Below are 20,655 nucleotides of genomic sequence, written 5' to 3' on the forward strand. Positions count from 1 at the left end.
ACCGCAGCAACGGATATGTACCCAATCCACCGAAACGCCTCAGAGCAACCCAAAGCCTTGCGCAGATACCAATGCCCATCCCCAAGCAAACAGGCGCCCCAATCAATCTCACTATGACATCATTTTTGCCGGGCTTTGTAGACCAGCGGCAGCCTCAATCCTTTAAACACTGACCTACCGCAGCATCTCTGTAACATTCTGCAATGATCATGAATGCCATCCTCCTCACACTGGATGCTCCGGCATGGCCACCCCTTCCCTGACTGCCTCCTCCACCGCCTCACACGCAGACCCCAAACCCAGGCTCGAGAAGAAACCCGGCCTGTTGACGGTGATCGTGTTCTTCGCCGTACTGGCCATGGGCCTATTGTTCACAGCCTACAGCCTGATGCATGACATGCACGAACTGGGCACGGTGGTCACCACTTGGACGCCATTCCTGCTGCTCGGCGTAGCCCTGTTGATCGCGCTGGGCTTTGAGTTCGTCAACGGCTTCCACGACACCGCCAACGCGGTGGCAACGGTGATCTACACCAACTCGCTGCCGCCGCAATTTGCGGTGGTGTGGTCGGGCTTTTTCAACTTCCTCGGCGTGTTGCTCTCCAGCGGCGCCGTGGCGTTCGGCATTATCGCGCTGCTGCCCGTGGAGCTGATTTTGCAGGTCGGCTCATCCGCCGGTTTCGCAATGATCTTTGCCCTGCTGATTGCCGCCATCCTGTGGAACCTGGGCACTTGGTGGCTGGGCTTGCCGGCCTCGTCGTCGCACACGCTGATCGGTTCGATCATCGGCGTCGGCGTGGCGAATGCCTTGATGCACGGGCGTGACGGCACCAGCGGCGTGGACTGGAGCCAAGCGATCAAGATCGGGTATGCCCTGCTGCTGTCGCCGCTGATCGGCTTCGCCTTTGCCGCCTTGCTGTTGCTGGCCCTGCGCGCCTTTGTGAAAAACCGCGCGCTGTACAAAGCGCCAAAGGGCGACATCCCGCCGCCATGGTGGATTCGTGGCATGTTGATCGTCACCTGCACCGGTGTGTCCTTCGCCCACGGTTCCAACGATGGCCAGAAAGGCATGGGCTTGATCATGCTGATCCTGGTCGGCACCCTGCCGATGGCCTATGCGCTGAACCGCACCATGCCCGCCGAGCAGTCATTGCAGTTTGCGGCGGTGGCCGAAGTGACCCAGGTCGCCCTGGTAAAAAACGCGCCGCAAGCATTGCCGGGTGATCCGCGCCCGATCCTCTCGACCTACGTGCGTACCAAGGAAGCCACGCCAGAACTGGTGCCGGCCCTCGCTGCCCTCGCCGGCCAGATCGGTGATGAAGTAAAAGGCTACGGCTCCCTGGCCAAAGTCCCCGCCGAAGCCGTAGGCAACGTGCGTAACGACATGTACCTGACCAGCGAAACCATTCGCCTGATGGACAAGGACAAGGTCGGCAATTTCGACGCTGATACCCAAGGCAAGCTGCAACTGTTCAAGCAACAGATCGACAATTCCACACGCTTTATTCCGCTGTGGGTGAAGATCGCCGTGGCCATCGCCCTCGGCCTGGGCACCATGGTGGGCTGGAAGCGCATCGTGGTGACCGTGGGTGAAAAAATCGGCAAAACCCACATGACTTACGCGCAAGGTGCCTCGGCCGAGACGGTGGCGATGCTGACGATTGGCGCAGCGGATATGTTCGGGCTACCGGTGTCGACCACTCACGTATTGTCGTCGGGTGTGGCCGGGACCATGGTCGCAAATGGCGGCGGGTTGCAGATGAAGACCATCCGCAACCTGCTGATGGCTTGGGTACTGACCTTGCCGGCGGCGATCTTGTTGTCGGGAAGTTTGTACTGGCTGTTCACCAAACTGTTCTGACACAACCCCGCTTAAAAATGTGGGAGCTGACCCGCCGCTATCGCAGGCAAGCCAGCTCCCACAAGAGTTTATGGTGTGTCAGGAGGTGAACAGTCCAGCCATTGCCTTCAGGCGTTTTTTGTACACCCGCCGCGCCTCCAGCGCTTCTTCCAACGTCACCGCCACAAACCCCGCCCGCTGGTTCGGCTGCATCTGCCCGATCAAGTCCAGGTCCGCACTGATCACCGTGCCGATCATCGCGTAGCCACCGCCCGACACCGCATCCCTGTGCAACACAATCGGCTCCAGCCCCGCCGGCACCTGGATCGAGCCAATCGGGTAACAACTGTCGACGATATTCGACGGGTCGGACCCCGCGCCAAACGGTTGCTCCCGTGGCTGAAAGCTCAACGCGCTGCCGCCTTTGAAGCGATAGCCGATGCGGTCCGCCTCGGAACCCACGGTCCATGGCTCGGCAAAAAAACTGCTTTTGGCCGCGTCTGTCAGGCGCTCGTAATACAGGCCTGGCACCACGCGCAAGGTCACGTCGCCACCGACTGAACGCCGCAGCGCCATTGGCAAACTATTGCCCGCACGGCCCTCGCCGCTCGGCTCACCGATCGGCAGTTCATCGCCTTCCTGCAAGCGCCGCCCCTGGAACCCACCGAGTGCACCCAGGGTGTACGTCGAGCGACTGCCGAGCACCAGCGGCACCTCAATACCGCCTGCCACCGCCAGGTAAGTCCGCGCGCCGGCCTTGGGAAATTCAAAGCGCAACACCTGCCCGGCACGCACCTGAAACGCGGTGTCCTGGTGCACCACTTCACCGTCCAGACGCGGCGACATGAGCGCACCGCTGAGTGCCACCAGCGCGTCCTGTCGGAACTCAAGTTCGGGGCCGATCAAGGTGCACTCCAGGCCCGCCGCACCACTCGGATTGCCCACCAGATGGTTGGCCGCACTCAACGCGTATTGGTCCAGCGCGCCCGACGGTGGAATGCCCAAGTGGTAATAGCCTTCACGGCCAAGATCCTGCACGGACGTGGCGAGGCCGGGTTTGCGGACTTTGATCATGCCAGCGCCTCCTGCAGGGTTTTCGGATAGCCGACGGGGTCGGCGAGAAACGCGTCGAGGGAAAATTCCACCGGGCGGATGCGCAAGTCGAAACGTCCTGCGTCCACCTCAGCAACCGCCAGGTCATACGCATCGCGGTCCATGGGTTTGAACTGCACGATGTCACCGGGCCGAAAGAACACCATGTGTTCCTTGAGGTACGCCAACTGCTGGGCCGGGTCGTAGATCGGTGCCGGGGTCACCCCAAACATCTGGTAACCGCCCGCGCCGCGTACCGAGTAGATGCAGCCAAAACAGCCGCCATGGCCGAGGGTCAATTTGGGCGTGTCGGTGCGCGGGCGCAGGTACTTGGGCACCTGTAATTGCCGTTCGCGCTCGACCATCTGGAACATGAAAGGCAGGCCCGCGACAAAGCCAACCATCGACACAAACCACGGCGCGCCGCTGTGGGCGGCGATAAACGCGTCGACGTCAGCCAAACCATTGATGCGCGCGGCGTATTCCAGATCGGTGCCCGTGGGGTCTTGATGCCGGTCGCGAAAACGCATCAGGGTTTCATGGGTCCACGGGTCGTTATAGAGCACCGGGATTTCGATGATGCGCGTGTGCAAGGTGCGTTCGGCCACCGCTTGGGCTTCAGCGCTCTGCACGGCGTCGAGCAGCACGTGTGGCGCGATGCGGTCAGGGTCGAAGCGAATCTGGAACGACGCATTGGCCAGGCACACGTCCAGCACGCCTTCCAGCGCCAGGCGCTCCACGGCGCGGGTCACGGCCATGCCTTTGAAAAAGGCCTCCAGGGACATGCTGTCGCTGACCTCGGCAAACAGGTGTTCATCACCGCCGAAGCTGTAGCGGATGGGGGACGTTTGAGCCATGTCTGTTCCTCTTGGAATCATTGTAGAAAGGCAGGCAAAAAGTACAGGTTGGACCTTCTTATTGAGGCGTTCTGACGACAATGCCCGCCTGGTCCAAGGCTTCACGGGTGGCCTCGACCAATTCGAGGGCGCCGGGGGTGTCGCTGTGCAGGCAGATGGAATCGAATTCGATCAACAGGTCTTCGCCTTCCACCGTGCGCACGCGCCCGGTCTGACAGGCACGCAGGACCCGCGCCGCAACGGTGGCAGGATCCAGCGCGCGCACTGTGCGCGTAAATACGATGGAGCCACTTAGATCGTACTCACGGTCGGCGTAAAACTCGCGCACCACCGGTTGCCCGAGCTCCTTGGCGACGCGCCAGATCACCGAGTTGGGCATGCAGTACAGCAAGAGTGTCGGCTCAATGATTTGCAGGTTTTGCACCAGCAGCCGCGCGGCTTCTTCATCGCGGGCCAGGTGCATATAGAGCGCGCCGTGGGGCTTGATGTGTTGCAGCGTGAGGCCTTGGGCGCGGGCGATTTCGCGCAGGGCGCCGAGTTGGTAGAGCATGTCGTCCACCAGCTCCTGGGCCGGTGCATTGATATGCCGGCGGCCAAACCCGACCAGGTCGCGAAAGCCCGGATGCGCGCCGATGGCGACACCCAGTTGCTTGGCGCGCTCGACGGTACGGCGCATGGTGCCGGGGTCGCCGGCGTGGAAACCGGTGGCGATGTTGGCCGAGCTGATATAAGCCATCAGCTCCGCGTCAACCCCATCGCCGATGGTCCAGGGGCCGAAGCCTTCGCCCATGTCTGAATTGAAATCCACTGCCTGCATCGGGAATTGCTCCGCCAAAGGTGATGCGAGGAAAGTAGGCTGGGGCTTGACCCCTTGGGAAGATCTATTATCAGATGACCTATCTTCTGAAAAACAGATAAAGCCATGTCCCTGACGTTGCGCCAAGTTCGCTACTTTATCGCCACCGCCGAAATCGGCCAGATTTCCCAGGCGGCGATTCATCTGAACATCTCCCAGTCGGCCGTGACCACCGCGATCAAGGAGCTGGAGGCGATGCTCGGCGTGCAGTTGTTCGTGCGCTCGGCCCAGGGCATGAACCTGACCGACGCCGGGCGGCACTTTCTGAACCGCGCCTACGTGATCGTGCGCAGCGTGGATGACGCACTGAACAGCCCGCTGCCGGACTACCGCGCCAGTGGCGTGCTGCGTGTCGCCGCCAGCTACACCGTGCTCGGCTACTTCCTGCCCCACCACCTGCAGCGCATGGAACACTGGCACCCGGACGTGACCATCGAGGTGTTCGAACAGGAGCGGCAGGCCATCGAACACGGCCTGCTCGACGGCCAGTTCGACATGGCCGTGGTGCTCACCGCCAACCTCACGCACCCGGATATCGTTTCCGAAATCCTGTTCAATTCGGAACGCCGGCTGTGGCTGCCCAGCCACCATCCCTTGTGCGAGCGCGGCGCCGTCAGCCTGGCCGACGTGGCGCAAGAACCGTACATTCTGCTGACCGTCGATGAAGCCGAACACAGCGCCATGCGCTACTGGGAACAGGCCGGGCAAACGCCCAAGGTGCGGCTGCGCACCAGTTCGGTCGAGGCCGTGCGCAGCATGGTTGCCAACGGCAGCGGCGTGGCGATTCTGTCGGACCTGGTGCACAGGCCCTGGTCGCTGGAAGGCAAACGCATCGAAACCCTGACCGTGACCGACCCGGTAGCGCCCATGAGCGTCGGCCTGGCCTGGCACCGCGAACGGGCATTTACCCCCGCCATGCAGGCCTTCCGGGATTACTTCCACGACGCCTTCCTCGCGCCGCAACAACTCTCGGCACGGCGCTAGAGCCGCGACTGCAACAGGGCGGCCAGCCAATCCATAAAAACCCGCACCCGCTGCGGCACATGCCGCTGCCCGGCGTACAGCAACGACACGTCCAGCGCCGGCGCCGGGTAGTCCGGCAAGATGGCCACCAGCTCGCCACTGTCGAGTAAATCGCGAATGCCCAGCACGGGCACCTGGGTAATGCCAAAGCCGCCCAGGCATGCCGCCTTGTACGCATCGGTGCTGTTGACCGTGACCCGCCCCGCCATCGGAACACGCTGCACTTTGTTGCCCTGCAGGTATTCGAAGCCCGCCGAACGTGAACCCAATGGCCGCACGTAATGCACCAACTGGTGATGCGCCAGGTCGGCCAGGGTTTCGGGCATGCCATAGCGCTGAACGTACCCGGCACTGACGCAGTTGATCATCGGCATGCTGCACAACCAGCGCGCCACCACCGACTGATCCGGCTGCGCGCCCACCCGCAACACACAATCGAAACCTTCCGCGAGCAGGTCGACCTGGCGGTCGGTGGTGCTGATTTCCAGCTCGATCAACGGGTGTGCGTGCATAAAGTCGGGCAGGCGCGGCAGGATCAAATCCCGCGCCATGACGTTGGGCATGTCCACGCGAATACGCCCGCTCAATTGCGCCTCATCCTGGCGAAACAGGCCTTCGAGTTCCTCCATGTGTGACAACAGGTCTTTGCTGCGCGCATACAACACGCGCCCGTCCTGAGTCGCTTGCACCTTGCGCGTGGTGCGCTGCAACAGGCGCGCCCCGAGCAGTTCTTCCAGCGCCTGCACATGCTCGGACACGGTGGAGCGCGGCAGGCCGAGGCTCTCGCCCGCCTGGGTGAAACTCGACAATTCGGTGACTCGCACGAAGGTCCGCAAAAGCTCAAGTTTGTTCATGGGATTGTTCGCCTTATCCGGCCAGTGATTCCGATTCACCTGTGTTTATCACGTTATGGGCGGACAAATACACTGGCTCGCACCATCACACTCAGAGGCACTCACCATGACCCGTAAAATCGCACTGATCACCGGCGCCAGCCGCGGCTTGGGCAAAAGCGCTGCGCTGCATTTGGCGGCACAAGGCGTCGACATCATCGGCACTTACCACAGCGCTTCGGGCGAAGCCCAAGCGGTGAAGGCACAGATCGAAGCCCTCGGTGGCCGCGCCGCCATGCTGCAACTGGATGTGAGCCAGAGCGGCACGTTCAATGACTTCGTCGGCGAGATCGCCACGGTGCTCAAGGATGTGTTCGCACGGGACCACTTCAACTTTCTGATCAACAACGCCGGGATCGGCGCCCACGCCAGCTTTGCCGAGACCACCGAGGAACAGTTCGACCGCCTGATGGCTATCCACTTCAAGGCGCCGTTTTTCCTGACCCAGAAACTGCTGCCGCTGATCAGCGATGGCGGGCGCATCATCAATATTTCCAGCGGCCTGGCGCGTTTCAGCCTGCCTGGGTATGCGGCGTATGCGTCGATGAAAGGCGCGGTGGAAGTGCTGTCGCGCTACCAGGCCAAGGAGCTGGGGCCGCGCGGTATCACCGTCAACACCCTGGCACCCGGCGCGATTGCCACTGACTTCAGCGGCGGCGCCGTGCGCGATAACCCGGCGCTGAATGCAATGGTCGCCAACAACACCGCGCTGGGCCGAGCCGGTTTGCCCGACGATATTGGCGGGGCGATTTCGACCCTGTTGGCCGAGGGCAGCAACTGGATCACCGGGCAGCGCATCGAAGCCTCGGGCGGCATGTTTCTGTAAGCATTCTGCGCTAGCATCAATGCCTTCAGATCACTGACAGGCAATCACCGATGAGTTTTGATCCAGGCTTGGCCGGTGGCATGGGCGTATTGGCCGCGGTGGTCGATAGTGGCAGTTTTGCCCGCGCCGCCGACAGCCTGGAGATGACGCCTTCGGGGGTCAGCCGGGCGATTTCCCGCCTGGAAAAGCGCTTGGGGATTCGCCTGTTCGACCGCACCACGCGCTCGGTGCAATTGACCGATGAGGGGCGTCGCTTCTACCAGCAAATCGCCCCGTTGCTGGCCGGTCTCGAAGAGGCCGCCAACGCGGCGGCCGACAGTGCGCTCACCGTACGCGGGCGTTTGCGGGTGAATATCGACCCGTACTTCTCGCGATTGGTGTTGGGCCCGGTGTTGGGCGATTTCATGCGCAGCTATCCGCAATTGCAACTGGACCTGCACACCCGCGACCAACTCGGCGACCTGGTCGCCGATGGCTTTGACCTGGCCATTCGCTTCGGCATCCCGCAATCCTCCTCGCTGATCGCCCGCAAACTGATGGAAGTGCGCGTGCTCACCGTGGCCTCCCCGGCCTACCTTGAACAATTCGGTCGACCGCGCATTCCGCAAGACCTGGAACACGGGCACATGTGCCTGGATTTTCGTGACGCGCAAACCGGGCGTCCGTTTGCCTGGGAATTCCACCGCGCCGGCGAGCAGGTCATCGTACGCACCGATGGCCGCCTGGTGGTCAACGACGCCAGCACGTTGTACAGCGTGTGTGAGCACGGCCACGCGGTGGCGCAAATGCTCGATTTGGGCCTGGCGCCGGCGCTCAAGGCCGGCAGCCTGGTGGAGTTGTTTCCCGACTGGCCGGACGAGCGTTTTCCGCTGTACGCCTACTACCCGTCGCGGCATTTGCCCGCCGCGAAGGTGCGGGCATTTCTGGATTTTGTCGCGTCGCTCAAGCTTGGCTAGGCAGCCGTTGCTGGACGATTTTTTCCCGAATCACGTCATAGCCCCAGTGGTACACATAGGTGTACGGCAGGAAGAACAGCAGTACGCCGATGTCGAGGATGAACGCCTCCAACAGGCTGATCTTCAACACACCGGCAATCAGCGGCACCGCCAGGATGATCAGGCCACCTTCAAACAACAGCGCATGCAGCACCCGGGTCCAGCCGCCGTTGGCCAGTTGCAGCCGCGCTTTGAGGCGATCGAACAGGCTGTTGAAAATGATGTTCCAGGTCAGCGCCAACACGCTGACACCCAAGGTGACTGCGCCCATTTCCAGGGCCGGCCTGCCGGTGATCCAGACCAGCAGCGGCGTACAGATCAACAAGGCCAACCCTTCAAAGCCCAGGGCCTGGCAAACACGTTCAGTAATCGATTTGGTAGGGTTCATAACCCGGCTCCGTGAATGACTAGGGTTGCCATCATTACCCTGCGAACCGATACTTCATAACCAATAACCATCGATCAGGGCGATAGTCATGGCCTCAAATGAAGTGCTGCAGGCGTTTGTGCAGGCGGCCACCCAAGGTTCGTTTTCGGCCGCGGCGCGTAAACTGGGCAAGAGCCAGTCCACGGTCAGTGCGGCGGTGGCGAGCCTGGAAATTGACCTGGATGTGGTGTTGTTTGATCGCAGCAGCCGCAAACCGACGCTCACCCCGGCCGGCCACGTGTTGTTACAACGCGCCGAACAGGTGCTGGAGGCCAGCAGTCGCCTGGAGTTGGCGGCCAGCCAATTGGCTCAGGGCCTGGAGCCGAAGTTGAGTATCGCCATGTCCGATACGTACCAGTCGGAACGCTTTGAACTCGCCCTCAAAGCCTTCGAACAACGCTACCCGGACCTGGAGCTGGAATGGCTGATCGCCGAGTGCGAAGACCTGATCGCCCTGGTGCAAAGCGGCCGCGCCCAGATTGCGCTGATCGAAGCCCAAGAGGTTTACCCGCCCGACCTGACCCGCGCGCCCGTGGCGGAGCGCACGGAAATCGCCCTGTTCGTCGCCCCCGCCCATCCCTTGGCCAGCCTGCAAAACATCGACCAGCACGCCTTGCAGCAACACCGTGAACTGCGCCTGGCGAGCATCATCAGCCCCAATGAAACCAGGCCAGCGGGCCGTGTGTGGTCGGCACCGAGTTTTCTCATGCTGATGGAAATGGCCCAACTGGGCTTCGGCTGGGCGGCGCTGCCGCGCTGGCTGGTGGAGCGCTTCGGCAATGCCGGGCTGGTTGAACTCGATGTGCGCAGTTGGCCGCGGTCGGTGGCGGTGGATGCGCTGTGGTCGCGGCAACACCCGCCGGGGCCGGCGGGGAGCTGGATGTTGCGGCAGATGCTGGAATGATTCTTCCAGGCACCCTAGAGGACTAACTGTGGGAGCGGGCTTGCTCGCGATGGTCGCGGGTCAGTCACAAATGTACTGGCTGGCCGGCCGCCTTCGCGAGCAAGCCCGCTCCCACAGTGGAAGGGTGTTGGATTTTAGATATGTGTCAGGCCGCAGCGCATTGCGGTGGGCGGTGGTTCTGGAAGTATTCATGCACGTCGCGCAGTGCCGGCAACTCCAGGGCTTGCGCCGAAAAACACAAACCGACTCGACGCGTCGGCGCCGGCAGGTGCCATTCGCGAATCACCACCCCGGCCCGCTCGGCCGCCATCGACTGCGGCAACATCGCCACGCCCACGCCAGCAGCCACCATGTGCAACGCCTGGGTCAGCGAACCGGCATGCCCAGCCACCGCTTGCGGCGAGCGGCCGTAGAGCGCCATCAACCGTTGGTGAGAGTCGTGCTGCGGGCACGTGATCCAGTCTTCAATCGGGGCCCATGCCTGTTCTGTGCCGGCCAGGGCCATCGGGTGCAACGCCGGTAATGCCATCACGTAGGACTCTTCCCAGAGCGGCAGGAACAATTCGTCCTCGCAGCACATTTCCTCCACAGCCAAACGCCCGTCGCCTTCGCAGCCTTCCTGCAGCGTCAGCAACAAACCCGGCAGCCCTTGGTGCGCCATGCGCAGGAACGTTTCGATCTGGCTGTCGGCGATATCGCCTTCCACGCCCAACTCCAGCGCGATACGGTTTTCACGCGGTAGCCGGCAGCATGGTTGCGCGCAAAAGCGGCACGATCATCAACGTGAGTTCCGTGGCCGGGCGCAAGACCTTCCCGAACCACGTCGCTTATGTCGGCACCAAGTTCGCCGTGCATGGGATTTCGGAAAACCTGCGCGAAGAATTATCGCCAAGCAATGTGCGCGTCATCACCATCGCCCCTGGCGCAGTGGAAACCGAGTTGCTCGGCCATACCACCGATGCGGCGATCAAAAGCGGATATCAGGCCTGGAAACAGGCGATGGGCGGCACCGTGTTGAGTGCCGATGATGTGGCATCGGCCATTGCCTATGCCTATCAGCAGCCGCAGCATGTGTGCATTCGTGAGATCGTGCTGGCCGCAACGCGCCAGCAGCCGTAAACCGATGGGGGAGCTGGCTTGCCAGCGCCCACCGTTGTTCGTCATTGCCTGGGTGATTTGAGTTCGGCCAGACGCCGCTCTATGAAGCGTTTTTCTGGGGTTTGCAGGGTCAGTGACAGGGCTTTTTCGTACGCTTCACGGGCGTCTTCGGTTCGCCCCAGTTGCCGACAAAACTCCCCGCGTGCCGAATGCGCCAAGTGGTAATCCAGCAACTCCCCGCGCCGCAAAATGCCTTCCACCTGCTCCAAACCGGCCAATGGCCCTTGCCACATGGCAAACGCCACGGCGCGGTTCAATTCGATCACCGGAGAGGGCACGGCCCTGAGCAACACATCGTAAAGCCCGACGATCTGCGGCCAATCCGTCTCGCCGGCGCTCGGGGCTTCGGCGTGTACCGCCGCAATCGCCGCTTGCAGGCAATACGGTCCAAAGCGCCCCGTTGTCAGTGCTTGTTCCACCAACGCGCAGCCTTCCGCGATCAAGGACGCATCCCACAAGGCGCGGTCCTGTTCATCCAGCAACACCAACTCACCGCCCGCCGAAGTGCGCGCCGCTCGGCGGGATTCGTGCAGCAGCATCAGCGCCAGCAAGCCCATGACTTCAGGCTCGGGCAGCAACTCCAGCAGCAAGCGGCCAAGGCGGATGGCTTCGCGCGTCAGTTCCTCACGGGTGAGGTCGGCGCCCATGGACGCCGAATACCCTTCGTTGAACACCAGGTAAACCACGCGCAGCACACTCTCTAAACGCTCGGGCAACGCGTCGAGGGACGGGACTTGGTAGGGAATCTTCGCCTCGCGGATCTTGCCTTTGGCGCGCACGATGCGTTGGGCAATGGTGGTGGGCGTGGTGAGAAAGGCGCGGGCGATTTCCTCGGTGGTGAGGTCACAGATCTCACGCAAGGTCAGCGCCGTCTGGGCGTCGGGCGCCAGTGCCGGGTGGCAGCAGGTGAAGATCAGGCGCAGGCGGTCGTCTTCCACGTCTTCCTCACTCCAGTGCGCCGCTTCCAGTGCGTCGGCCTGCGCCTGCAGCAACGGGGTAAAGCGCGCCTGACGGCGCAGGCGGTCGATGGCTTTGAAACGGCCGGTCGACACCAACCACGCCCGCGGATTTCTCGGCACCCCGTCTTGCTGCCAGCGCTCGACCGCGACGAAGAACGCCTCGTGCAAGGCTTCTTCGGCGAGGTCGAAATCACCGAGCAGGCGAATCAGCGTGGCCAGCACGCGCCGTGATTCGCTGCGGTAAATCGCCTCCAGCTGAGGCGTCAATCGGGCATACCTTGGGTCACCAACGTCACCAGGCGATCCAGGCTCTGGCCCCAGCCGTCATGAAAGCCCATGGCTTCGTGGGCCTGTTTGTCGGCTTCGCTCCAGTGCATGGCGCGGGCGGTATAGAGGGTTTTGCCGTCGACCTCTTCGAAGGTGACTTCGGCGGTCATGAAGGGCTTGTCCGACGGCACCCACCCCGGCGCATACGCGTCGGTGAACACCAGCCGGCTCGGCGCTTCGATCTCCAGAAACACGCCTTGGGTCGGGTATTCGGCGCCATCCGGCGCGCGCATCAGCGTGCGGAACACGCCGCCGACCCACAGGTTCATTTCGCACTCGGGGGTGGTCATGCCGTGCGGCCCCCACCATTGCTGCAACAGCGCGGGGGTGGTCCAGGCGCGAAACACTTTGCTGCGGGGCGCATCGATCAAACGGCGGATGGACAGTTCAAATTCAGCCGGCTGGGTGTTCATGGGTAAACCTCCTTGAGTCTTGTGGTGGTTGTCTTCAGAGATTCAATTCGCGCACGGGGCGCACTTCCACACTGCCGACCCGGGCCGCCGGAATGCCACCGGCCACCTGGATCGCTTCATTCAAGTCCTTGGCTTCGATCAGGTAAAACCCGGCGAGCTGTTCCTTGGTTTCGGCAAACGGTCCGTCGGTGATCGACAGCTTGCCATTGCGCTTGCGCACGGTGGTGGCGGTGCTCACCGACTCCAGCGGCTCGGCGGCAAGCATCCGCCCGCTGGCCTGGATAGCCTGGGCATAGGCGAAACATTCCGGGTCTTCGGGGCTGTCCGGCGAGGTGTGCAGCACCTGTTCGTTGCTGTAAATCAGGCAGAGGTATTTCATGGCGCTCTCCGTTTTCGGCCTATCCACTATAGTTGCCGGCGATCAGGGTTCCAGCCCGAACAGCGCGGTGCCGCTGTGCATATCGAAAGGGGCCGACCAATGCTCATGCACCACACGCCATTGGCCGTCGATCCGCTGGTAACCGGCGGTCACGCGCATCCAGCACGCCTTCACGACGCCATCCGGCCCGGCGCCGCCGCAGTGGGCCAGCCAGTGCGCAAACGCGCTGTCAGGCGCTTCCACAATATGCAGCTCGTGAAACTCGAAAATACCCGGGCCGGGGCAATGCTTCATGCATTCGTCCCAATGCGCACGGTAGGCGGCCTTACCTTTGAATTGCAGTGCAGTAACAGCGTCGAACGAGACGATATCGTCGGCATAAAAGCTGACAATCTTGTCGATATCCCGGGCAAGCACGGCTTGCTTCCATTGATCGATCAGGCGGTTGATGGCGGTGCTCATGGCGATACTCCTGGGGCGGGGGAAATCACAAGGGACACCCTTAGTCGAATGACTCATCGGCCAATCGACAGTCCGTTGAAAAATACTTTCGCCGCCGGCAAAGCCGCTAGAATCCGCGCTTCTTTGTAGGATTTCGGATACGCCCCCCCGATGGAAACTCGCCTCGTCCCCTATGAGACGCTGAGCCTTGTGCAAAAACAGCAACTCGACACGCTGCAAGTGCATCCCGAGCAACTGGCGTTCTGCGGCGATATCTACTGCGCGCTGAACAGCCTGCTGGTTAACCCCAACCCTGCGGCCATCAAAGGGTTCGCCCTGCTCGCCGACGACCTTCCGGTGGCATTCCTGCTGCTTAAACGCCCGCCTTGCCTGCCCCATTGGGCGAGTGAACACAGCGCGACCCTGCATGCGTTGCAGGTGGATCGACAGCAGCAAGGGCGCGGGTTCGGCAAAGCGTGTTTACAGGCGCTGCCGGCGGTGGCGAGGCAGGCATGGCCGCAGATCAAGGGGTTGGAGTTGTCGGTGGACGCGGACAATGTGGCGGCAATGGGCTTGTACCTGGCCGCCGGATGGGTGGACAGCGGGGAGGCCTATAGGGGCCGGATCGGGTACGAGCGCAGGCTGACGCTGGTAATCGCCGAGTGACGTGACACCTGTGGCGAGCGGGCTTGCCACAGGATCGAGGGTTTACTTGGCTTCGACCGGCAACCAGATCTCCACACTGCCGATGCCCTTGCGCGCGTCAAAATCTGCGCTGTAGTGCTCGAAATCCGCCCCGGCGACCTTGTAGCCCGAGTGCGGCAACCACTCGAACATGATCCGCTCGTACGTCTGCTCCAGCGCCTGCACCGGCCCGTAGTGCGGGAACACGGCGTAGTGATGCGCAGGAATTTCGATGCACTCAAAGTTACTCGGCACCTCGTCTTTGCTCGGCACTTCAACCCCGGCCATGTAATCGAATTCGCCGTGATTGGGGTTATGACAAACACCATAAGTCACGCCGCCGACACGACGCTTGATCTCTTTGAAGCAGGTGTCAAACAACTCCCACAATTTGGGAATATCACCCACGGTGGCCTTCGAATACCGCCCTTGCACGCCCGCGATCACCAGGGCCTTGCCGTCTTCCATACGTGGCTGCAACGGTTGTGTTGTTTGCTGATCCATCTGAACAGTCTCCTTCTTATAAGGGAACAAACCCGTATCGAGTATAGGGGCATATCCGCGCTGTGCGGCCTGCAGAAATTTTTCCAGCGGCATCTGGACAATTGGCCATCATCGACCGTATTGTCTGCCCCGCAGGCCACCGCAGTGGCCGACGTCGCTCGGACGGTTCCGGGCGCTTACGTACCTCGAGGCACCCATGGCAGACCAAGGTTCGCCGCGCCGCTTTGCGCGCATAGATCGACTCCCCCCTTACGTGTTTAATATCACTGCCGAGCTGAAGATGGCTGCGCGTCGGCGCGGCGAAGACATCATCGACTTGAGCATGGGTAACCCTGACGGCGCCACTCCACCACACATCGTGGAGAAAATGGTCACCGTCGCCCAGCGTGAAGACACCCACGGCTACTCCACCTCCAAAGGCATTCCGCGTCTGCGTCGGGCGATTTCGCGCTGGTACAAAGACCGCTATGCGGTGGACATCGACCCGGAAACCGAAGCCATCGTCACCATTGGCTCCAAGGAAGGCCTCGCGCATTTGATGCTGGCCACCCTGGACCAGGGCGATACCGTGCTGGTGCCCAACCCGAGCTACCCGATTCACATCTACGGTGCCGTGATTGCCGGCGCCCAGGTGCGTTCGGTGCCGCTGGTGCCCGGCGTGGACTTCTTCGCCGAGCTGGAGCGAGCGATTCGTGGCTCGATCCCCAAACCGAAGATGATGATTCTGGGCTTCCCGTCCAACCCCACCGCGCAGTGCGTGGAGCTGGATTTCTTCGAACGGGTCATCGCCCTCGCCAAGCAGTACGACGTGCTGGTGGTGCATGACCTGGCCTACGCCGACATCGTCTACGACGGCTGGAAAGCCCCGTCGATCATGCAAGTGCCCGGCGCCAAGGACATTGCCGTGGAGTTTTTCACCCTGTCCAAGAGCTACAACATGGCCGGCTGGCGCATTGGTTTCATGGTCGGCAACCCGGAGCTGGTCAACGCCCTGGCGCGGATCAAGAGCTACCACGACTACGGCACCTTTACCCCGCTGCAAGTGGCGGCGATTGCGGCGCTGGAAGGCGATCAGCAGTGCGTGAAAGACATCGCCGAGCAGTACCGCCAGCGCCGTAATGTGCTGGTCAAAGGCCTGCATGAGCTGGGCTGGATGGTCGAGAATCCGAAGGCGTCGATGTACGTCTGGGCGAAGATTCCCGAGGCATATGCCGCCATGGGCTCGCTGGAATTTGCCAAGAAACTGCTGCTGGAGGCGAAGGTGTGTGTGTCGCCGGGGATCGGATTTGGTGAGTACGGCGACGACCATGTGCGCTTTGCGCTGATCGAGAACCAGGACCGGATTCGCCAGGCGGTGCGCGGTATTCGCGGGATGTTCCGGGCGGATGGCCTGGTGACTAAAGCCTGACCCGAGCCAGCAGTAGACATACGCTAAAAAAATGTGGGAGGGGGCTGGCTCCCGATAGCAGTGGGTCAGTCACCAGATGCAGTGACTGACACTCAGCAATCGGGAGCAAGCCCCCTCCCCACATTTGGATTGGGTTTTCACCCATGTCGTGTGGTGTTGCTTACACCACCAACGACAGCAACATGATAAAGATCAGCGCCACCACCGACAGGATGGTTTCCATCGCCGTCCAGGTCTTGAAGGTCTCGGCCACGGTCATGTTGAAGTACTGCTTCACCAGCCAGAACCCTGCATCGTTGACGTGAGACAACACCAACGACCCCGCCCCCGTCGCCAACACCAGCAGCTCACGGTTCACGCCTGGAATCATGCCCACCACCGGCACCACAATCCCCGCACCGGTAATGGTCGCCACGGTCGCAGAACCGGTGGCCACCCGAATCACCGCCGCCACCAGCCACGCCAGCAGGATCGGGTTGATCTGCGCATTCACGGCCATATGGCCAATCACATCACCCACGCCGCTGGTGACCAGCATTTGCTTGAAACCACCGCCGGCACCAATGATCAGGATGATCGCCGCCGTCGGTGCCAGGCTGGCGTCGAGCAACTTGAGGATTTGCTTGGAATGAATGCCCTGGCGATGGCCAAAGGTGTACAGCGACAGCAGCAGCGCCAGCAGCAACGCGGTGATCGGGTGACCGATCATGTCCATCCAGTTACGGATCGCGTGGCCGTCCGGCAGTGCGACGTCAGCGAAGGTTTTGAGCAGCATCAGGAACACCGGCAGCAGCACGGTGATCAAGGTGATGCTGAAGCTCGGCAAGTCTTTGGACGCAGGCTCGCGGGCCAGTTGGTCGACCAGTTCCTGGGACGGGTTGCCCGGGATGTACTTGGCGATAAACGTGCCGAAGATCGGACCGGCAATGATGGCGGTCGGCAGGGCAACGATCAGGCCGTACAGGATGGTCTTGCCGATGTCCGCGCCGAACACGCCGATGGCCAGCAGCGGGCCCGGGTGCGGTGGCACCAGGCCGTGCACTGCCGACAGGCCGGCGAGCAACGGGATGCCGATTTTGATCAACGACACGCCCGTGCGGCGCGCGACGATAAACACCAGCGGGATCAGCAGCACAAAGCCGATCTCGAAGAACAGCGGGATGCCCACCAGGAACGCGGCGAACATCATCGCCCACTGGACTTTCTCTTTGCCGAAGGCGCGGATCAAGGTTTGTGCAATCTGATCGGCGCCGCCGGATTCAGCCATCATTTTGCCGAGCATCGTGCCCAGCGCGAGGATGATGCCGACAAAGCCAAGCACACCGCCGAAGCCGTCCTGGAACGCTTTGATGATCTTGTCCACGGGCATGCCCGAGGTCAGGCCGAGGAAGCCGGCCGCGATGATCAGTGCAATGAACGGGTGCACCTTGAACTTGGTGATCAAAAAGATCAGCCCGATGATAGTGACCACTGCGTCTAGCAGCAGGTAGGACTCTTGGGACATGCCAAACATGGGGGGTCTCTCCTGTTTGTTGTTGTTATTAAAGCGGGTATTGAATTTCTCGCCGGGGATAGCGCTACCTTTCCGGCAAAAAATCAGTGAGTTGGTTCAAAGCCGTGTTGCAGCCACCAGGCATTGGTTTGCTCGGCCAGGTCCTGGATGCTGTCTTCGCTGGCGTTGAGCGCCAGGGTCAGCGGCTCGCCCACGGGCGATTCAAGGGTGGCGAACTGGCTGTCGATGAGGCTTGCCGGCATGAAATGGCCGGGGCGATGGGACACGCGGTCGGCGGCGACTTCACGGGTCAGCTCCAGAAATACAAAGCCCAGGCCCGGCGCGGCTTCGCGCAGGTGGTCGCGGTATTTTTTCTTGAGGGCTGAACAGGTGAGCACGGGGTGTTCGCCGGCCTTCAGTGCGCGGCGCAGTTCATCGCAGAGGATGTCGAGCCAGCCGGCGCGGTCGTCGTCGTTGAGGGGGTGGCCGGCGCTCATCTTTTCGATGTTCGCGGCAGGGTGAAAGCTGTCGCCTTCAATGGCGGTGGCGCCGTTCAGGTGGCACAAGGCTTCGCTGACGCTGGACTTGCCACAGCCGGAAACACCCATGATGACCAGGGCGGTAACAGGTTGACTCATGAAACACCTCAGGACGCAGATAGCGCTACCTTCGCACGCTGTAAGGCTAGTGCAAAAACAGGCTTTTCCCGCGCCGACTTGTCTTTTTTTATGGAGTGACGCGTGCATCCTCGCCAAACGACCTACACAAGAACAGAGCGGATCAGGCAACCCAATGTTCAAGCATTTGCAGCCGTTTGGAGACAGCGCTACCTTAGTGCCTCGATTTTTGTTTGGCAACCGCCTGATGACCTCCAAGAACGATAAAAATACCCGCACAACCGGTCGCCCGACCCTCAATGAAGTGGCGCGCCTGGCTGGCGTCAGCCCGATTACCGCCTCCCGAGCCCTGCGCGGCATCAGCACGGTGGCCACCGAACTGGTGGAAAAAGTGCAACTGGCCGCCGCCGAACTCAACTACGTGGTCAACCCGGCTGCCCGCGCCCTGGCGTCAGCGCAAAGCCACTCGGTGGTGGTGCTGGTGCCGTCGTTGTCGAACCTGCTGTTTATCGAAACCCTCGAAGCCATCCACCAAGTGCTGCGGCCCAAGGGCTTCGAAGTGCTGATCGGCAACTCGCACTATTCGCGCGATGAAGAAGAAAACCTGCTGCGCAACTACATGGCCTACCAGCCACGGGGTTTGCTGCTGACCGGCTTTGACCGCACCGAAAGCGCGCGACGGATGGTCGAGGCCAGCAATGTGCCGTGTGTGTACATGATGGACCTGGACCCTAACGCCGGCGTGAACTGCGTGGGGTTTTCGCAACTGAGTGCTGGCGAAACGGCAGCGGCGCATTTGCTGTCCCGAGGGCGCAAGCGCCTGGCCTATATCGGTGCGCAGCTGGACCAACGCACGTTACTGCGCGGTGAAGGCTTCCGCCGCGCCCTGCAACAGGCTGGCCTGTACGACCCGGCGCTGGAACTGCTGACGCCACGCCCCTCCTCCGTCGGCCTGGGTGGCGAGCTGTTTTTGCAACTGCTGGCGGCGCACCCGGACGTGGATGCGATTTTCTTTGGCAACGACGACCTGGCCCAGGGCGCGCTGCTGGAAGCCATGCGCCACGGCATCAAAGTACCGGAGCGCGTGGCGGTGCTGGGCTTTAACGATTTGCCGGCGTCATCCTTCATGGTGCCGCGCTTGAGCAGCATCAGCACACCGCGTGAAGCGATTGGGCGGCGCGCGGCGGAGCATTTGTTGACGATCATGGCGGGCAACAAAATTGCCAAGCCGGTGGTGGACATGGGGTTTGAGTTGCAAGTGCGCGAGAGCAGCTGACTTTCTAACGGCCGAATACAATCAAACAGTGGGAGCTGGATTGCCTGCAGTGGCCATTGGTACCTACACATTTTTTACGGGTTGAGTGCTGTGGTTGTCCCGTACACCCCACCACTCGGCACCTCGCCTAGGCTCGGTGTGCCAGAACGAAGGCTTTGGACCGTGGGCCGCCGCCATGGGCCATCCTTGGCCCATCGCGGCTAACCCGGCGTCCTGCCGGGTTACCCACGCTCCAAAGCCTGCGTTCGGCCAGCGTGGTTAACGGGGCGCCTAAGATCAAAATCAAAAACAGATCACAGTCAAAAGCAAAGCACGGCGGCCTGAGTGTTTAGATCAAAAGCACAAGCGAAGTGGTGTGTCAGTTGATGGAGTGGGTGACTGGCACACCGCATTCGCGAGCAAGCCCGCTCCCACATTTGGAACTGGGTACATCAGGCAGAGGGTGGGCTGCTCTTCGGACTGTATTGGGTCAATCTGGGAGCTGGCATGGGGTCTGCGACTGGGTTTGCCTGATGTACCGAGGTGTCTGCATCGCAGCGGTTCGGCGGTCCGACAAGCCAGCTCCCACAGAAAAGCAGAGCACTGCGGTGCTGGCAACTGAACTCGGTCAACATTGTGGGAGCGGGCTTGCTCGCGAAGGCGGTGGCTCAGTCGGCTTATTTGTAACTGACCCACCGCTTTCGCGAGCAAGCCCGCTCCCACATTTGGATCTCATTTCATCCGGTAAAAGTGCTGTTGCTGTGCTTTTGCCCTGCTTTTGCTTCTACCACTCAGGCCGGCTACTAGGCCGCCGTGCTCTGCTTTTGATCTTGATCTGACAGGCCCCGTTAACCACGCTGGCCGAACGCAGGCTTGAATCCGTGGGTAACCCGGCAGGACGCCGGGTTAGCCGCACTGGGCCAAGGATGGCCCATTGCGGCGGCCCACGGATTCAAGCCGGAGTGAGGGCATGCCGAGCCTAAGCGAGGCACCGAGTGGTGGGGCAAAGACCTTTTGGTTACTTTTGGGGCGTTTGCCAAAAGTGACCCGCTGTAAGAGCGGAACCCATAGCCGCCGTTACCGCAGCAACGGATATGTACCCAATCCACCGAAACGCCTCAGAACAACCCAAAGCGTTGCGTAGAGACCTATGGCTATCGCAGCCAACCCAGCTCCCACATTTTTACCGTGCCCGCTTGACCTGTAAGAGGCCTGTAGGACGCGGCTGACATTGCAGTAAGCGCCTTGCCCAGCTGCCTACGCTTACGTCAGAATCCGCCGGCTTGTGCGCTTGGGTATGGAGTT

20 protein-coding genes and 2 pseudogenes are annotated in these 20,655 nt (G+C 61.6%); 9 read left to right on the forward strand and 13 right to left on the reverse strand.

Annotated elements, in window-relative coordinates; translation table 11 throughout:
* Positions 1-244: 244 nt before the first annotated feature.
* Positions 245-1,861 carry an inorganic phosphate transporter gene (locus CPH89_RS03385; protein WP_053257652.1) on the forward strand — a complete coding sequence of 539 codons (1,617 nt, stop codon included), beginning with the start codon at positions 245-247 and terminating at the stop codon, positions 1,859-1,861.
* Between the two features lie 78 nt (positions 1,862-1,939).
* Here CPH89_RS03385 and CPH89_RS03390 read toward each other — a convergent pair whose 3' ends face one another.
* From CPH89_RS03390 to CPH89_RS03400, 3 genes are read right to left on the reverse strand one after another with little or no spacing between them, the layout of a single operon-like run.
* Positions 1,940-2,914 carry a 5-oxoprolinase subunit C family protein gene (locus CPH89_RS03390; protein WP_053257653.1) on the reverse strand — a complete coding sequence of 325 codons (975 nt, stop codon included), beginning with the start codon at positions 2,912-2,914 and terminating at the stop codon, positions 1,940-1,942.
* A complete protein-coding gene (locus CPH89_RS03395; RefSeq protein ID WP_053257654.1) occupies positions 2,911-3,789 on the reverse strand; it encodes a 5-oxoprolinase subunit B family protein in 879 nt (292 codons plus the stop codon). Before CPH89_RS03395 ends, CPH89_RS03390 begins: the two co-directional genes overlap by 4 nt.
* A gap of 58 nt (positions 3,790-3,847) precedes the next feature.
* Complete coding sequence (locus CPH89_RS03400) at positions 3,848-4,606, reverse strand: 5-oxoprolinase subunit PxpA (protein ID WP_053257655.1); 759 nt, start codon at positions 4,604-4,606, stop codon at positions 3,848-3,850.
* A 105-nt stretch (positions 4,607-4,711) separates the two neighbouring features.
* On the opposite strand from CPH89_RS03400, the gene CPH89_RS03405 reads away from it, so the two are divergent.
* Positions 4,712-5,629, forward strand: a complete 918-nt coding sequence (locus CPH89_RS03405; RefSeq protein ID WP_053257656.1) for a LysR family transcriptional regulator — start codon at positions 4,712-4,714, stop codon at positions 5,627-5,629.
* Here CPH89_RS03405 and CPH89_RS03410 read toward each other — a convergent pair.
* Positions 5,626-6,522: a LysR family transcriptional regulator gene (locus CPH89_RS03410; protein WP_053257657.1), complete on the reverse strand. Its 897-nt coding sequence runs from the start codon at positions 6,520-6,522 to the stop codon at positions 5,626-5,628. The two genes, CPH89_RS03405 and CPH89_RS03410, sit on opposite strands and share 4 nt — an antisense overlap.
* Before the next feature lie 106 nt (positions 6,523-6,628).
* Between CPH89_RS03410 and CPH89_RS03415 the strand changes: the two genes are divergently transcribed.
* Complete coding sequence (locus CPH89_RS03415) at positions 6,629-7,387, forward strand: SDR family NAD(P)-dependent oxidoreductase (RefSeq protein ID WP_053257658.1); 759 nt, start codon at positions 6,629-6,631, stop codon at positions 7,385-7,387.
* A gap of 50 nt (positions 7,388-7,437) precedes the next feature.
* Positions 7,438-8,343 (forward strand): LysR family transcriptional regulator, encoded by a 906-nt coding sequence (locus CPH89_RS03420; RefSeq protein WP_053257659.1) that lies wholly within the window; start codon positions 7,438-7,440, stop codon positions 8,341-8,343.
* Here CPH89_RS03420 and CPH89_RS03425 read toward each other — a convergent pair.
* The gene (locus CPH89_RS03425; protein ID WP_053257660.1) at positions 8,330-8,770 is read right to left on the reverse strand and encodes a multidrug/biocide efflux PACE transporter; all 441 of its coding nucleotides are present in this window, start codon (positions 8,768-8,770) and stop codon (positions 8,330-8,332) included. The two genes, CPH89_RS03420 and CPH89_RS03425, sit on opposite strands and share 14 nt — an antisense overlap.
* A gap of 88 nt (positions 8,771-8,858) precedes the next feature.
* Between CPH89_RS03425 and CPH89_RS03430 the strand changes: the two genes are divergently transcribed.
* Positions 8,859-9,713, forward strand: coding sequence for a LysR family transcriptional regulator (locus tag CPH89_RS03430; protein WP_053257661.1), 855 nt, complete (start codon positions 8,859-8,861; stop codon positions 9,711-9,713).
* A 145-nt stretch (positions 9,714-9,858) separates the two neighbouring features.
* On the opposite strand, the pseudogene CPH89_RS03435 reads toward CPH89_RS03430, so the two are convergent.
* A pseudogene (locus tag CPH89_RS03435) lies at positions 9,859-10,449 on the reverse strand (LysR substrate-binding domain-containing protein); the annotation flags it as partial.
* Here CPH89_RS03435 and CPH89_RS03440 point away from each other — a divergent pair.
* Positions 10,440-10,832, forward strand: a pseudogene (locus tag CPH89_RS03440) (SDR family oxidoreductase); the annotation flags it as partial. The pseudogenes CPH89_RS03435 and CPH89_RS03440 sit on opposite strands and share 10 nt — an antisense overlap.
* Positions 10,833-10,873: 41 nt before the next feature.
* Here the strand turns inward: CPH89_RS03440 and CPH89_RS03445 are convergent.
* The 4 genes from CPH89_RS03445 to CPH89_RS03460 are packed head-to-tail and all read right to left on the reverse strand — an operon-like array spanning position 10,874 to position 13,411.
* The gene (locus CPH89_RS03445) at positions 10,874-12,097 is read right to left on the reverse strand and encodes an RNA polymerase sigma factor (protein WP_053257662.1); all 1,224 of its coding nucleotides are present in this window, start codon (positions 12,095-12,097) and stop codon (positions 10,874-10,876) included.
* Positions 12,094-12,570, reverse strand: coding sequence for an SRPBCC family protein (locus tag CPH89_RS03450; RefSeq protein WP_053257663.1), 477 nt, complete (start codon positions 12,568-12,570; stop codon positions 12,094-12,096). The genes CPH89_RS03445 and CPH89_RS03450 overlap by 4 nt, the downstream gene beginning before the upstream one ends.
* 34 nt (positions 12,571-12,604) lie before the next feature.
* The gene (locus CPH89_RS03455) at positions 12,605-12,949 is read right to left on the reverse strand and encodes a YciI family protein (RefSeq protein ID WP_053257664.1); all 345 of its coding nucleotides are present in this window, start codon (positions 12,947-12,949) and stop codon (positions 12,605-12,607) included.
* A 42-nt stretch (positions 12,950-12,991) separates the two neighbouring features.
* Complete coding sequence (locus CPH89_RS03460; RefSeq protein ID WP_053257665.1) at positions 12,992-13,411, reverse strand: YybH family protein; 420 nt, start codon at positions 13,409-13,411, stop codon at positions 12,992-12,994.
* Positions 13,412-13,561: 150 nt separating this feature from the next.
* Here CPH89_RS03460 and CPH89_RS03465 point away from each other — a divergent pair, with 150 nt between their 5' ends.
* Complete coding sequence (locus tag CPH89_RS03465; protein WP_053257666.1) at positions 13,562-14,056, forward strand: GNAT family N-acetyltransferase; 495 nt, start codon at positions 13,562-13,564, stop codon at positions 14,054-14,056.
* Positions 14,057-14,098: 42 nt separating this feature from the next.
* On the opposite strand, the gene CPH89_RS03470 is transcribed toward CPH89_RS03465, so the two are convergent.
* Entirely contained in the window at positions 14,099-14,578 is a 480-nt protein-coding gene (locus CPH89_RS03470) for a GyrI-like domain-containing protein (RefSeq protein WP_053257667.1), read from the reverse strand.
* 196 nt (positions 14,579-14,774) lie between these two features.
* Between CPH89_RS03470 and alaC the strand changes: the two genes are divergently transcribed.
* A complete protein-coding gene (alaC, locus tag CPH89_RS03475; protein WP_053257668.1) occupies positions 14,775-15,986 on the forward strand; it encodes an alanine transaminase in 1,212 nt (403 codons plus the stop codon).
* Positions 15,987-16,146: 160 nt separating this feature from the next.
* Here the strand turns inward: alaC and CPH89_RS03480 are convergent, their stop codons facing one another.
* Positions 16,147-17,499, reverse strand: coding sequence for a GntP family permease (locus CPH89_RS03480; protein ID WP_053257669.1), 1,353 nt, complete (start codon positions 17,497-17,499; stop codon positions 16,147-16,149).
* Positions 17,500-17,582: 83 nt separating this feature from the next.
* Positions 17,583-18,116 carry a gluconokinase gene (locus CPH89_RS03485; protein WP_053257670.1) on the reverse strand — a complete coding sequence of 178 codons (534 nt, stop codon included), beginning with the start codon at positions 18,114-18,116 and terminating at the stop codon, positions 17,583-17,585.
* A gap of 223 nt (positions 18,117-18,339) precedes the next feature.
* Here CPH89_RS03485 and gntR point away from each other — a divergent pair, with 223 nt between their 5' ends.
* Complete coding sequence (gene gntR / locus CPH89_RS03490) at positions 18,340-19,371, forward strand: HTH-type transcriptional regulator GntR (RefSeq protein WP_162232032.1); 1,032 nt, start codon at positions 18,340-18,342, stop codon at positions 19,369-19,371.
* Positions 19,372-20,655: the final 1,284 nt, after the last annotated feature.

It is taken from the genome of Pseudomonas fluorescens, assembly GCF_900215245.1.
Taxonomy (GTDB): domain Bacteria; phylum Pseudomonadota; class Gammaproteobacteria; order Pseudomonadales; family Pseudomonadaceae; genus Aquipseudomonas; species Aquipseudomonas fluorescens.